Consider the following 12,989-nt stretch of genomic DNA (forward strand, 5'->3'; position numbering starts at 1 on the left):
GAATATCAAATTTGTGGCGGTATATTTGTCTATCTGAGTTATAGAAGAAAAATTTAACTTTCATATATAATCCACATCAAAAAACCAAATATATACTGAATGAAAAAAATCGGTCTAATAGTCCTGGGAGTATGCTCCCAACTAGGCTTTGCGCAGGCTAACCGTTTTATTTATCAGGTAACGATGAAACCTGATTCGACCAACCGAAATGACATCAAAACGGAACTCGCCTATCTTGATGCTACACCTGACAAATCTATATTTTATGGAGAAAAAAGGCTTCAGAGGGATTCTCTTTTAGAAAGGATGAGGCAAACCGGCGGCGCGAATTTCGACAGAAGCCAGCTGCAAAACCTCCGCTCCAATATTGATTTTACGGTAGAAAAAGATTTTAAAAACGGGACAAAAACATTTGCTACCCGCATCGCAAGAGACCAGTATTCTTATGACGAAGACCGCCCAATGGAATGGAAAATTCTCCCGGAAACGGCAAAAATTGGCGATTACAAAACCCAGAAAGCGGAAACTAAGTTTGCCGGCAGAACTTGGTTCGCATGGTTTACCACTGAAGTTCCTTTTCAGGATGGCCCTTATAAATTTTCCGGACTTCCCGGTTTAATTGTAAAAGTCGAAGATTCAAAAGGTGATTATTCTTTCGATTTGAAGGAAACCAAAAAAATTACAGCTCCTGCCAGTTTCGATCAGCGAGGTAGCGTAGTCAAAGTAAAGCGCGTTGTTTATAATCAGCAGCAGGAAAGATTCAGGAAAGATCCTACTTCTTTCTCACCGCCTCCTCCACCGGGTTCAGGTAACCGCGTAGGAATGCGTGTTCAGACAAATCCTGTTCAGAGAAAAGAATTCGAACAGCGCCTAAAAGAGGAACTCGAGAAAAACAACAATCCAATCGAATTAAAATAAAAAATCCCGGTCTCGTGCAGACCGGGATTTTCTTTTCAACTATATATTTAAAACTAAATGTTTTCACCATTTTTCAGCCATTCTGAATCAGACAAATACTTGTGGTCAGGATAATAGATAAACAGGCAGTTCTTTCCTTTAATGGTGTTGATAATAGGTTCTGCCAATGCACTTGGAACGGCAGGGCAACCCCAGCTTCTTCCAATTCTATTTTGGGATCTAATAAAATCTTCACTCACATATTTAGCGCCGTGCATCACGATTGCTCTCTGAAAAGCAGCATCATTATATCCGGAGTCCATCCCTTCAAGTTTTAGCGAATACCCGTTGTTTCCGTTGTAAGTATTTTCTGTCACATAAAAGCCAAGACTGCTTTGGTAAGAGCTTTCGGTATTGGAAAACTTCGCCGCAAATTCTTCACCGGTATTTTTTCCGTGGGCAACCAGAGAATTGAAAAGTACTTTTTTCGCGTTGAGATCAATTACCCAAAGTCTTTTTTGGGTAGAGGAAAGTGAAAAATCACAAACAGTAAGCAAATGGGAATCTTGGGGAAGTTTGCCGGCTTTTTTCAGATTGTTAAACCCTAAAAATGCTTTCGAAAAAACATCCGGATTTAATGCGTTGATTCCTTCAAAACTGATAGAGGAGAAAATTTCTTCGCCAGTTTCTTTTACGGAGGCTGCCTTATTTTCGGCAGCTAAAATTGTTGGTTGAGCTTCTAGATGAGTTTTAGCGTTTACAACTGCGGTTTCCTTTTTATAAAAAGATGTGGCAACGATGAACACTAAAACTAATGTTAAAAGGACTTTCTTCATACTTGATATTATGTTAAATTAAATTTCAGTTGGCAAAGCTACAAATAATTATATATCAAGCAATTAAATGAATTTTATTTAACTGTTTTTTATGAAACTTTAACTGAATTAGCCCATTTGGAAATTATTTATTAATTTTGCATAAGCATGGTAAAATCATTAAAAATATTTTTAATTATTTTGGGTTTAGGAGTTTTTATTCTCCCTAAGCAGACCGTGTTTGCCCAGAAGGTTGAAAAATGCTGCGAGCAAAAATCTAACAAAGATGAATGCTGCAAAACAGAAAAAAGCAAACCTTGCCACGAAAATAATTCTAAAAAAAGTTCTGAAAAAAGCAATTGCGGAAACGACTGTGCTAATTGCCATTCGTGTTCGGTAAATCTTGTACTGAACTATCTTTCACCTGAAGTTTATACGGCTCAAAAGCAACTCTTCATTAAAAAAATCGCTTTCAATTACGAAATTTCATTTTTTTCTTCCAATATTCAAAACATTTGGCAACCGCCAAAGCTCTGTTAATTTACTGACTGTCAGCCAGAAGAATGTTCTTTTGGCAAGCCTTTTATTAAATTAACATCTTAAATAAAATGAAAACATTACTGAAAAGTCTTTTGACTTTTTCACTCTTATTCACCAATTTCCTGTTTGCGCAAACCATCACCAAAGCTACCTTTAAAGTAAAAGGCGAATGCGGAATGTGTAAAGAAAGAATTGAAACCACCGCAAAAAACAACGGCGCAGCCTTAGCCAATTGGAGCGCAGATTCCCAACAGCTTGTTGTGGAGTATGATGCAGCAAAAGTAAACCCGGAAGAACTACTGAAAAAAATTGCGGAAGCCGGGCACGATAACGAAAAATTCACGGCACCAACCAGCGTTTACGAAAACCTTCCCGGATGCTGCCATTACGAACGGGAGCCTTCTTTTTTACAGCCTAAGGAAACTTTAAAATCACCGAAATCTGAAAACCAGTTTTTTGTGAGAGGAAATTGCGTTTCGTGTAAGACCAGAATTGAAAAAGCAGCCAAAACTGCAGGTGCAGATTCCGCAAGCTGGGATGTAGAAACACAGATTGTTACGCTTAATTTTAATTCGGCAAAAACTTCTTCCGATCTCATTTTAAAGAAAATCGCGGAAGTGGGCCATGATAACGAAAAGTACAGCGCATCAGATGAAGTTTACAAAAACCTCCCCGATTGCTGCTTGTACGACAGAACGCTTCCACTGGGAGAAAAAAGCGATTTGGTGCATCACGAAGAAACTCCCGCAGTCAAAAAAGATTTCACTCAGCATGCTGATCACGTCGATAAAAGCATTGAAGAGGTAAAACTTATCAAAATGAGCGAAGCCACGGCTTTAAACAAAAAAGAAGCCGGTTTAACCTTCAATATCAGTTCCAAAGAATTACTGAAAGCAGCTTGCTGTAATCTTTCTGAAAGTTTCGAAACCAACGCCACCGTAGATGTCTCTTTCAGCAACGCGGTGACCGGGACCAAACAGCTGAAAATGCTGGGACTGGACCAGAAATATACGTCTTTAACAAAAGAACTTCTGCCTTCAATCCGTGGGTTGGCTTCGCCTTACGGGATGAATTTAATTCCGGGAAGATGGATTGGCGGAATTCAGTTAACGAAAGGAGGAAGTACCGTGACGAATGGGTACGAAAGTATTACAGGCCAGATCAATACTGAACTTTTAAAGTTTCAGGGGAAACCGGAAACTGCGCTGAACGTTTTCGCAGATGCAAACGGAAGGTTTGAAACCAATATTACCACAACAAACGAACTTTCTGGGCACTGGAATCAATCCGTATTGCTTCATGGAAATGCCACTTTAGCAAAAATGGATACTAATAACGACGGTTTTCTTGACCAGCCAACCGGGAATCAGATCAATGCAGCTTATTTGCTGAATTACAACGATTTGGAACACTCAGGTTTGGGGACACATTTCGGAATCAGTTATGTAAAAGACGAAAGATTTGGCGGTCAGAAAGATTTTGATAAAAACACCGACCGTTCCCAACAAAGTTTTTACGGGGTAGGAATTGATATTTCTAAATTCGATGTTTGGAATAAAACCGGCTACGTCTTTAAAGACAAACCCTATCAAAGTATCGGCTGGATGAATCAGTTTACCTACCATCAGCAGGACAGTTTTTTCGGGAACAGAAATTATCTGGGAAAGCAGAAAACCTTTTACTCGAACTTGATTTTTGAAAGTATATTTGGAAATACCAACCATAAATATAAGACTGGAGCAAGTTTTCTATATGATGATTTTGATGAAAATTATCTGACTCAGAACTTCAAAAGGACAGAAAACGTTCCGGGATTATTTTTCGAATACACTTTAACAGGTTTAAAATATACTTTGGTAACAGGAGCAAGAACAGATTTTCACAATCTGGCAGGAACACAGTTTACCCCTAGACTTAACTTTAAATATGATATCACGCCAAAAACAATTGTAAGACTTTCTGCAGGAAAAGGTTTCAGAACTGCCAATATTTTTGCTGAAAACCAACAGTATTTTGCCTCAAACCGACAGATTGAAATTTTAGGAAACGGCGGAAACATATATGATTTGAAGCCAGAGATCGCGTGGAATTACGGAGCGAGTCTTCAGCAGGAATTCAAGCTCTTCAACCGGAAAGCAACTTTGGTAGCCGATTTTTTCAGAACCGACTTCCAGGACCAGGTTTTGGCAGATCTTGACGTTTCGCCGAATAAAATTGTTTTTTATAATTTGGCCGGCAATTCCTATGCAAACAGTTTCCAGACTCAGCTCGATTTTGTTCCTGCAAAAAATCTTGAACTTCGTTTAGCTTATAAATACTACGATGTTCAGGCAGATTTCGTAGGCGGGAAAAGAGAAGTTCCGTTTATGGCAAAAAACAGAGGTTTTTTTAATGCATCTTACGCGACCAATAAAAATGAAAAAGGCGGCTTCTGGAATTTCGACACCACCTTACAGCTTGTCGGAAAACAAAAACTGCCGAATTTAAATGCAAATCCTGCCGAATTCAGATTGCCGGAATACTCCAATTCATTTGCTACTCTGAATGCGCAGGTTTCGAAAAACTTCAATAAAAATATTCGTGTATATTTGGGCGGAGAAAACCTAACCGGTTATACACAGGATCAACCGATCATCGATGCTAAAAACCCATTCAGCAATTATTTTGACGGCGGAATGGTCTACGCGCCGATTATGCCGGCAAATGTGTATCTAGGTTTGGATGTTTCGTTTTAGTCAGATTTTTAAATTTATCAATATGAAAAAATTATCATTATTACTTTTTGTAGCTGCTGCTTTCGCAGTTTCATGTAAGAATTCAAAAAGCACAGAAACTCAGGTTAAAACTGCACCCGAAGCGACAGCCAATTTGTCCACAAATCCACAACAGGAAGAAGGAGCCGTTACCACACCGGAAACAGCGGTGGCCACAACATCGAACTCGGGACAAAAACCAGCTTTAAATCCTGCTCATGGCGAACCTTATCACCGATGCGATATCCAGGTGGGTGCTCCTATTGACAGTCCGGCCCCGGCACAGAATACAGCTCCGCAGGTTGTTCAACAACAGGCACCGGCAAACAGTTTTAATACCAATCCTATTTCACCGTCTGCAGCGCCAGCGCCACCTGTTTCTTCGACGGCAGCAGCAGGACCGAAACCGGCTTTGAATCCAGCACATGGTGAACCTCATCACCGTTGCGATCTGCAAGTGGGAGCGCCTTTGATCTAAAAATGAGAATTTTTCTTTAAATATAAATTGCGGAATTAATGTTCCGCAATTTTTTTTATTTCTTTTCAGAATCTCCGACAAAGTCAAGAGAGATCGAATTCATACAGTAACGCATTCCTGTGGGTTTCGGACCATCATTGAAAACGTGACCAAGGTGAGAGGCGCAGCGTTTACATACCACTTCAATTCTTTCCATCCCGTGTGTAGAATCTCTATTATAAGCGACACCTTCTTTGTCTGCTTCAAAAAAACTTGGCCAGCCGCAAGTCGATGAAAATTTAGAATCTGAACGGAAAAGATGATTACCGCAAACCGCGCAGTAATATTCGCCCAGCTCATCGAATTCGTTATATTTTCCGGTAAAAGGCCTTTCAGTATCTGCCTCTCTCGCCACTGCGAACAAATCAGGAGAAAGGATTTTTTTCCATTCCGAATTGGGAACATTAAGTTTCGTTCTGTCGGTTCGGGAATAGTATGGATTGTTTTTTGTTGTTGAGTTTTCCATTGAAATAGATTTTTCTGTTGAATTAGATTTTTCGGGTTGCTTAACCTGCGAGCACATTTGTAAAGACATGCAAAACAGTATAAAGAGTATCGTTTTCATGAGTTTTATAGATTAATTTCTGCGTGAAATCTCTTTGGTTAAAAAATATTGCGGATCAAATTTAGTACATTTGATGATAATGAACGACGAGGAAAAAAAAATACAGCTGAGGAAGTACAAAATGTTTGCCACAGGACTTTTCGTTCTGATGGCTGTAATTTTTGTGGTGATGACAATTCTGGAAAAGAATAATCCGGCTCATTGGATCGGATATATCAGAGCTTTTTCCGAAGCAGCGATGGTGGGAGCTTTGGCGGACTGGTTTGCGGTTACAGCACTTTTCAATTATCCTCTGGGGCTAAAGATTCCGCACACCAATCTGATTGAAAACAGTAAAGAACGCATTGGTGATAATCTCGGCAATTTTGTGGTCTCCAACTTTCTTTCTCCGCAAAACATCCGTCCATATATTCAGAAATTGAAAATTTCACATTTCGTTGGCGACTGGCTTTCCAAACAAAGAAATCAGGAGAATCTGGTAAAGGAACTTTCCAATATCGTTTTGGAAATTCTTCATAAACTCGATGACACTGTGGTAGTAAATTTCATTGGAAATAAGGCAAAAGAAATGACTGACGATCTGAAAATTAACCACATCGTCGGCAATGGACTTGAATACGTTCTTGATAAAAACGACCATCAGAGAATGATCACCAATCTTTCAAAACAGATCAAGGATTACGTGCTTCAGCATCAGGACATCGTGAAAGACCGCGTAAAAAAGGAAAGCTATTTCCTGATTCCAAAATTTGTAGATGATACGATCGCCGAAAAAATAACCAACGGCCTTTCAACATTTTTTGAAGAAGTTGAAATTGATCAAAACCATTCTCTGCGGACTGAGATCACTCAAAAACTCTATGCTTTCTCTCATGAAATTCAAACCGAAGAAAAATGGGCAGAAGAATTCCGCGGGATTAAAAATGATTTTCTGAAAGAAGACAAACTTCATCAGTATTCAAAGGACATTTGGAATTCTATCCAAAAATCGCTGTCAAAAGAACTGGAAGAGGAAAATTCTGCTTTAAAAAATTATATCAAAAAAAACCTTTCGGAACTTGCCGAGAATCTCAAAACCGACGAAAAATTTCAAAACAAAATCGATCATTGGGTTCGCGTTACGGCTTATAAATATATCCTGAAAAACACGCACCTCGCCGGAAACCTTATCAGTTCAACGGTAGGAAACTGGAAAGGAAAAGAACTCAGCGAAAAGCTGGAACTTGAAGTAGGAAAAGATCTTCAGTTTATCCGTGTTAACGGGACTTTAGTCGGCGGTTTGGTGGGATTAGTTATTTATACCATCGCGAATTTTTTTATTTAACTTTCACAGCTCAGAATTTTAACTATTTTAGTGAAAAAAATTCATGGTAAAAATATTTACTTTTTTCGCAGTACTACTATTCAGCTTTTCCTTCTCACAAGAGATCAAACTCAGTAAAAGCGCTAAGAAATTCGAAAAAGAAGGAGTAAGTTACAAACTCTCTGAGTACAAAACCCAATTCACAAATCCAGTTGCTAAAAATTATATTCAGGAAGGACGAACTTACAGAACCATTGCAAATATCATGGGCTTTAGCGGTGGTTTACTCATCGGTGCCGGACTTCCGAACGCACTGACTCAGGAAAAAAGCGCAATCAATTACAATCCTTATACGGGTAATTTCACTAAAGTAAAAACAAGTAAACCCGGCTGGACGCTGGTAGGAGTCGGCATTGGCGTTGTGGCCGTTGCGATTCCACTTGCGGTGATTGGAAAAAACAAAGTAAAAAAAGGGGTTGAAACTGAGAATAAATTTGTTCCAAAAGCGCAGTATTATCAGTTTGATTTTACCGGAGAGGGATTAGCGCTCACCTACAATTTTTAATTTAAAGTTTTTACTGAACGTTTACAGTTCTTAAATTTCTATTTAATGGTCTGCAGCAGTTTTTTGTTGATATCATGAATCAGCTGCGGGCCTTCATAAATAAACCCTGTATAAAGCTGAATTAAACTTGCTCCGGCTTCCAGTTTTTCAAGCGCATCTTCCGCAGAATAAATGCCGCCCACGCCGATGATGGGAAAAGACTTCCCGCTTTTTTCTGAAAGAAATCTAATGACTTCTGTGGAACGTTTTGTTAAAGGTTTTCCGGAAAGTCCCCCAGTCTCCACTTTATTCTCAGAAACCAAACCTTCACGGGAAAGTGTAGTGTTTGTTGCGATAACTCCGGCAATTTTGGTATCGTTTACAATATCGATAATATCTAAAAGCTGTTCATCTGTTAAATCCGGCGCGATTTTCAGAAGAATTGGTTTTTGTTTTTCTCTTTGTGAATTGAGTTCCTGCAGTTCACTTAAAAGTTTCGTCAAAGGTTCTTTTTCCTGCAAAGCACGGAGATTTGGCGTGTTCGGAGAACTTACGTTTACTACAAAGTAATCAACGTAAGGAAAAAGTTTTTCGAAACAGATGATATAATCGTTAACAGCTTCTTCATTTGATGTCACTTTATTTTTCCCGATATTTCCGCCGATCAGTACGTTTTTATTTTTCTTGAGTCTTTCAACTGCAGCGTCTACTCCACCGTTATTGAAACCCATTCGGTTGATAATCGCAGAATCTTCTTTCAATCTGAAAAGTCGTTTCTTCGGATTTCCTTCCTGCGGTTTTGGTGTTAAAGTACCAATTTCAATAAAACCGAATCCCAGATCCGAAAGTTCGCTGAACATTTTAGCGTCCTTATCAAAACCTGCGGCAAGACCAACAGGATTTCTAAATTTCAGCCCGAAAACTTCTCTTTCCAGCCTTTTGTCTTCAATCGGTTTTGGGAAAAATAATTTGGTTAGAAACCCGAATTTCTTGAGAAGATTAAAGGTGAAATAATGTACTTCTTCAGGATCGAATTTAAATAGAAATGGACGGATAATGCTTTTGTACATGTGAGAAAAGTTTAGCAAATTTAAGGATTTCTGCGCCCCGAAAAAAAATAATTTGTACGGCTTGGAAAAATTCCCTTTTTTAGCAAAAAAATTCTATGAAGAAAATTCTACTATTGAGTACCTTTATCTGCTTTCAAACTGCGTTTTCTCAAGTAAGTCTTGAAAATAATAAACTGGTGAAAGACGGCGTGAAGTATAAGTATTCAAAATATGAGCAAGTACTGCAAAATAGTGAAGCTCGGGACTATTTTAAAAAAGCAAGAACTAACAAAACAGCGGGAGAAGTTTTTGCATATGCTGGGGGATTCAGTTTAGGATTCGGAATTGGTCAAATCATTAGTAATGGAAAAACCAGAACAAGTGATTTAGGGTACTATGGTACAATAACAACAAAACCGAATAACAGCGGAGCCTGGACCGCCATCGGAATCGGCGCAGGTCTTATTGGAATAGGAATTCCATTTGCTGTGGCGGCTAACAAAAATGCCAAAAAAGCTTTGGAAATTGAAAACGGAGGAGCTACCGCTTTTCAGCCTTATTTTAAACTGGAGACTGCCGGAAACGGAATGGCTCTGAGCTATAATTTCTAAAAGTGATTTTCTAAAATATAAAAGACGGAATTGGGTTTCCGTTTTTTTTGTTTTAAAAGCGAATCTCCATAGCCCTGATCGCAGCGGCATCCTTTTGCGGAGCGAAGCGGAGCAAAAGATACAGCGGAGAGCAGGTTCCCGGCTCCTGAAAATTCAGCTCAATTTTATGAGTAAAATTCACTATTTTTGCACAAATACTTAAAAACGATGGCTAAACAGGAAGATGTTTTCAAAAAGCTGATTTCACATGCGAAAGAATATGGTTTTATTTTTCCTTCGAGTGAGATATATGACGGACTATCAGCAATTTACGATTACGGACAGAACGGTGCGGAACTGAAAAACAACATCAAGCAATATTGGTGGAAAGCAATGGTGCAGATGAATGAAAATATTGTGGGAATTGATTCTGCGATTTTCATGCATCCGACGATTTGGAAAGCTTCCGGCCACGTTGACGCTTTTAACGATCCTTTGATCGACAATAAAGATTCGAAAAAACGTTTCAGAGCCGATGTTCTGATTGAAGATTACTGTGCGAAACTGGAAGAAAAAGCGCAGAAAGAAATTGAAAAAGCAGCGAAAAGATTTGGTGATGCTTTTGATAAAAATGAATTTGAAACCACAAACGGACGCGTTTTAGAATACAGAGAAAAACAGAAAACCATCCTTTCGAGAATGGCGAAATCTTTGGAAAATGAAGATTTAGCGGATGTAAAAGCTTTAATCGAAGAGCTTGAAATCGCTGATCCGGATACAGGTTCTAAAAACTGGACCGATGTTCGTCAGTTCAACTTAATGTTTGGAACGAAACTCGGAGCTTCTGCAGATTCTGCGACCGATTTATATTTAAGACCTGAAACCGCGCAGGGAATTTTCGTGAACTTCCTGAATGTTCAGAAAACTTCTCGGCATAAATTGCCTTTCGGAATTGCTCAAATTGGTAAAGCCTTTAGAAATGAGATCGTTGCGAGACAGTTTATCTTCAGAATGAGGGAATTCGAACAGATGGAAATGCAGTTTTTCGTTCCGCCGGGAACCGAACTTGGTTTCTACGAAGAATGGAAACAAAAACGTCTGAACTGGCATTTGGCTTTAGGTTTGGGCGCAGAAAATTATAAATTCCACGACCACGAAAAATTGGCGCATTACGCAAATGCTGCGGCAGATATTGAATTCAAATTCCCGTTCGGATTTAAGGAACTGGAAGGAATTCACTCCAGAACAGATTTCGATCTGAAAGCACATGAGAAATTCTCCGGCAGAAAACTACAGTATTTTGATTCGGAAAGAAATGAAAATTATATTCCTTTTGTGGTGGAAACTTCCGTTGGTTTGGACCGACTTTTCCTTGCGATTTTCTCCAATTCACTGAAAGAGGAAGTTTTGGAAGACGGTTCGGAAAGAACTGTGCTTTCTCTTCCACCGGCTTTAGCTCCTGTAAAAGCTGCGATTTTACCGTTGATGAAAAAAGACGGTTTAGGTGAATACGGTGAGAAAATCTTCAACGATCTGAAATTTGATTTCAACGTGATTTATGAAGACAAAGACAGCATCGGAAAACGTTACAGACGTCAGGATGCGATTGGAACGCCTTTCTGTATCACCATCGATCATGATTCTTTAGTGGACAACACGGTTACTTTAAGAGACCGCGACACGATGAAGCAGGAAAGAGTTCCGGTAGCAGATTTGCGCAGAATTATCGGTGAGAAAACGAATTTCAGAAATTTACTTTCCAAGATTTAATTCGATAAAAATATTTAATAAAAAGTTTCAGAGCAATCTGGAACTTTTTTTATTTAAAACCGCTGTGAATCAACCATTTTTTTATCTTTGAGAAATTTAATTTTTATGAAGAAACTATACTTTCTGTTCTTTTTTATTTCGCAGATCTTCGCTTTTGGGCAATCACAAAATTTAGCTGCTTTGGCGCAGGGTGAATATGTAGCATTCAACGCGCTTTTCGATCAGAAAGAGAATCTTTTTGGATATTTTACGCTTTACAGTTACGGGAAATCCGGTGATAAAACCAAAAAATTTGAATACGTTATTCTCGATAAAAACCTCAATCCTATAGCCAATAAGGAATTTGAAGGCGATATCACTGCAAACCGGTATTTTGCGTACATGGATTTTAACGGGAAAATCATCTTAAAACCAAGCGAAATAGATTATTATGTGCTGAAAAACAAAGACTTTTTTATCCCGAGAAGCAAAGAAATTTCACTGCAGGATAATACCATTACCAATAAGCTTTATTATGATTATAAAGACGGAGCTTTCGCAGAAATGGCCGAGCCAAAAAGTTATAAAGCCGACCAGAAAGAAGAAAGAGCCGAGAAAAAAGAAAAAGGCTACAATTATGTTTCCTATGTTTCCGAAATCAAAGAAGGCGGTTTTGTTGCGCTTGAATTCAACAATTACGGCAACTATATCAACAATAACAACCTGATTAAATTTAATGAAAAGCAAAAGGAAATCTGGCGCTATCAATACAACACCAGCGGTAATAAAAAAGTGAATGAATCATTAACGATTCTTGATAAAGACGAAAATTATATTTACACGCTCCTTCAGAATAACGACAAGAAAAACAAAACTTTCCAGCTGCTTATTCTGGATATGAAAACCGGAAAAGAAGTTTACAAACAACCTGTCACAGGACTTACGCCAAATACTTTGGATGCCATTAATTCCTTTAATACCTACAGTTTCGGGAAGATTGACAACAACAAAACGTTTGACGACAAAATCGTAATTCTCGGCAGAACCTATAATGATGATATGCGGGCTACCGGATTTTCGAGAATGATGATCGATAAGAAAACCTTTGCCGTGGACACCAAAGAAATCCCTTACGAATCATTAAAACCTTCCGTGAAAAACATCGATGCTTACGGGTATGTTGAAATGGGTTATTTTCTGGATCCCCGGGATGCCTATTTTATGAAAGACGGCAGCATCGGCATTCTGATGGAAAAATACAAACCTGAAGGACAATATTCCGCGCCGAAAACTACAGATTTGGTTTACCTTTTCACGGATAAGGATTTCAAGGTTTCGGAAGTGAAAATTTTTGAAAAGGAGAAAACAAAATGGGCCAACTCCGACTATCTTTTTTCCCAGTATCTGAATGATGGGGAAGACGTGGTTTTCTTCTACCGTGATTTCCAGAAAGACGCTGTTACCAGACAGAAAAACTGGAATCTCTACATCAATACTTTAATCGGCGGTAAATTCAATCAGGAAATGGTTCCGATTTCTGCCAAAGACGATTTTCTGGTTTATCCATATGTTGGAAAAGAAGGTTACATCCTTTTAAGAGAAATGAACGAGAAAGAAAAATTCAATAAAATCCGTTTGGAAAGGCTGAATTATTAAAAGCAAAAGCC

The 12,989-nt window shown here is 38.7% G+C and carries 11 protein-coding genes; 8 read left to right on the top strand and 3 right to left on the bottom strand.

Annotated features, from left to right (window positions below; translation table 11 throughout):
• Window positions 1-99 precede the first annotated feature (99 nt).
• A complete protein-coding gene (locus KSK37_RS10320; protein ID WP_217201270.1) occupies window positions 100-918 on the top strand; it encodes a GLPGLI family protein in 819 nt (272 codons plus the stop codon).
• A 53-nt stretch (window positions 919-971) separates the two neighbouring features.
• On the opposite strand, the gene KSK37_RS10325 is transcribed toward KSK37_RS10320, so the two are convergent.
• The gene (locus tag KSK37_RS10325; protein ID WP_217201271.1) at window positions 972-1,733 is read right to left on the bottom strand and encodes a murein L,D-transpeptidase catalytic domain family protein; all 762 of its coding nucleotides are present in this window, start codon (window positions 1,731-1,733) and stop codon (window positions 972-974) included.
• Between the two features lie 587 nt (window positions 1,734-2,320).
• Between KSK37_RS10325 and KSK37_RS10330 the strand changes: the two genes are divergently transcribed.
• A complete protein-coding gene (locus KSK37_RS10330) occupies window positions 2,321-4,987 on the top strand; it encodes a TonB-dependent receptor domain-containing protein (RefSeq protein ID WP_217201272.1) in 2,667 nt (888 codons plus the stop codon).
• A gap of 22 nt (window positions 4,988-5,009) precedes the next feature.
• Window positions 5,010-5,483 carry a hypothetical protein gene (locus tag KSK37_RS10335; RefSeq protein ID WP_217201275.1) on the top strand — a complete coding sequence of 158 codons (474 nt, stop codon included), beginning with the start codon at window positions 5,010-5,012 and terminating at the stop codon, window positions 5,481-5,483.
• Between the two features lie 55 nt (window positions 5,484-5,538).
• Here the strand turns inward: KSK37_RS10335 and msrB are convergent, their stop codons facing one another.
• On the bottom strand, window positions 5,539-6,087 hold the full coding sequence (gene msrB, locus KSK37_RS10340; protein WP_217201277.1) for a peptide-methionine (R)-S-oxide reductase MsrB: 549 nt from the start codon (window positions 6,085-6,087) through the stop codon (window positions 5,539-5,541).
• Between the two features lie 79 nt (window positions 6,088-6,166).
• On the opposite strand from msrB, the gene KSK37_RS10345 reads away from it, so the two are divergent.
• Entirely contained in the window at window positions 6,167-7,411 is a 1,245-nt protein-coding gene (locus KSK37_RS10345; protein WP_217201278.1) for a DUF445 domain-containing protein, read from the top strand.
• A 43-nt stretch (window positions 7,412-7,454) separates the two neighbouring features.
• Window positions 7,455-7,955 carry a hypothetical protein gene (locus tag KSK37_RS10350; protein ID WP_217201280.1) on the top strand — a complete coding sequence of 167 codons (501 nt, stop codon included), beginning with the start codon at window positions 7,455-7,457 and terminating at the stop codon, window positions 7,953-7,955.
• 38 nt (window positions 7,956-7,993) lie between these two features.
• Here KSK37_RS10350 and KSK37_RS10355 read toward each other — a convergent pair whose 3' ends face one another.
• On the bottom strand, window positions 7,994-9,004 hold the full coding sequence (locus tag KSK37_RS10355; RefSeq protein ID WP_217201282.1) for a quinone-dependent dihydroorotate dehydrogenase: 1,011 nt from the start codon (window positions 9,002-9,004) through the stop codon (window positions 7,994-7,996).
• A gap of 95 nt (window positions 9,005-9,099) precedes the next feature.
• On the opposite strand from KSK37_RS10355, the gene KSK37_RS10360 reads away from it, so the two are divergent.
• From KSK37_RS10360 to KSK37_RS10370, 3 genes are all read left to right on the top strand, one after another.
• Window positions 9,100-9,594 carry a hypothetical protein gene (locus KSK37_RS10360; protein ID WP_088359039.1) on the top strand — a complete coding sequence of 165 codons (495 nt, stop codon included), beginning with the start codon at window positions 9,100-9,102 and terminating at the stop codon, window positions 9,592-9,594.
• A 207-nt stretch (window positions 9,595-9,801) separates the two neighbouring features.
• Complete coding sequence (locus KSK37_RS10365; protein ID WP_217201284.1) at window positions 9,802-11,343, top strand: glycine--tRNA ligase; 1,542 nt, start codon at window positions 9,802-9,804, stop codon at window positions 11,341-11,343.
• A 105-nt stretch (window positions 11,344-11,448) separates the two neighbouring features.
• A complete protein-coding gene (locus KSK37_RS10370) occupies window positions 11,449-12,978 on the top strand; it encodes a type 2 periplasmic-binding domain-containing protein (RefSeq protein ID WP_217201286.1) in 1,530 nt (509 codons plus the stop codon).
• The last annotated feature ends 11 nt before the right edge of the window (window positions 12,979-12,989 follow it).

It is taken from the genome of Kaistella soli (genome assembly GCF_019038595.1).
Lineage (GTDB): Bacteria > Bacteroidota > Bacteroidia > Flavobacteriales > Weeksellaceae > Kaistella > Kaistella soli.

Coding starts and splice junctions, on each gene's coding strand:
- KSK37_RS10325 (WP_217201271.1), bottom strand. CDS start 1,733: ATGAAGAAAGTCCTTTTAACATTAGTTTTAGTGTTCATCGTTGCCACA.
- KSK37_RS10370 (WP_217201286.1), top strand. CDS start 11,449: ATGAAGAAACTATACTTTCTGTTCTTTTTTATTTCGCAGATCTTCGCT.
- KSK37_RS10335 (WP_217201275.1), top strand. CDS start 5,010: ATGAAAAAATTATCATTATTACTTTTTGTAGCTGCTGCTTTCGCAGTT.
- msrB (WP_217201277.1), bottom strand. CDS start 6,087: ATGAAAACGATACTCTTTATACTGTTTTGCATGTCTTTACAAATGTGC.
- KSK37_RS10320 (WP_217201270.1), top strand. CDS start 100: ATGAAAAAAATCGGTCTAATAGTCCTGGGAGTATGCTCCCAACTAGGC.
- KSK37_RS10330 (WP_217201272.1), top strand. CDS start 2,321: ATGAAAACATTACTGAAAAGTCTTTTGACTTTTTCACTCTTATTCACC.
- KSK37_RS10345 (WP_217201278.1), top strand. CDS start 6,167: ATGAACGACGAGGAAAAAAAAATACAGCTGAGGAAGTACAAAATGTTT.
- KSK37_RS10365 (WP_217201284.1), top strand. CDS start 9,802: ATGGCTAAACAGGAAGATGTTTTCAAAAAGCTGATTTCACATGCGAAA.
- KSK37_RS10355 (WP_217201282.1), bottom strand. CDS start 9,004: ATGTACAAAAGCATTATCCGTCCATTTCTATTTAAATTCGATCCTGAA.
- KSK37_RS10350 (WP_217201280.1), top strand. CDS start 7,455: ATGGTAAAAATATTTACTTTTTTCGCAGTACTACTATTCAGCTTTTCC.
- KSK37_RS10360 (WP_088359039.1), top strand. CDS start 9,100: ATGAAGAAAATTCTACTATTGAGTACCTTTATCTGCTTTCAAACTGCG.